This is a genomic window from Rosenbergiella sp. YN46 (assembly GCF_036620675.1).
GTDB lineage: Bacteria > Pseudomonadota > Gammaproteobacteria > Enterobacterales > Enterobacteriaceae > Jejubacter.
Genome location: NZ_JAZHEE010000151.1, coordinates 1 through 544, shown reverse-complemented (window position 1 = coordinate 544; position 544 = coordinate 1). Strand labels below are relative to the sequence as shown.

Sequence of the window (544 nt, the reverse complement as noted above, 5' to 3'; positions counted from 1 at the left end):
GCACGAGGAAAATGGAAGTCTACTTGATGAACAACAGGAAATTATTGATGGAGTCAAAGAACTAGAAAAAGAAAAGGAACTTGCAGACAAGGAACTTGTTGCAATGAGAGAAAAGGAACAGGAGCTAATCTCAACCTCTGGAACTTCTGTGTCAAAGATAAAAGAGTTTGATACACAACTAAAGGAGCTCAATGAAAAGGATCGCTCTCTAACAAAGGAAACAAACGGAATAGACCGTCAGTCTGATGTAATCACTGGAGACTTGAAGGAACTCTACCAACAACAGGCTGAAACACAAAAAATCATAGATACATTCAGTTCTGTTGGACCACTTGAAACATTTGATGTAAATGAACTGTTGAAGGGTCTTTACAATGAACAACGCCATCTTACCGAACTCAACGCAAAGGCACCTGTAATCTATCCAGAAATTGCTGAGGGTTATCGTTCCATGTCAGCCCGAAAGAACTCCCTGGAAGAGGAGAGAATCTTTATTGTCAAATTCATGGATTCCATAGAAAAGCAAAAACGTCAAACATTCCTT

1 protein-coding gene is annotated in these 544 nt (G+C 39.3%); it reads left to right on the top strand.

Features of this window, described 5'->3' with window-relative positions; translation table 11 throughout:
* Positions 1-544 (top strand): hypothetical protein (locus tag V3W49_RS22980; RefSeq protein WP_500148295.1); only part of this gene is annotated, 544 nt, incomplete at both ends.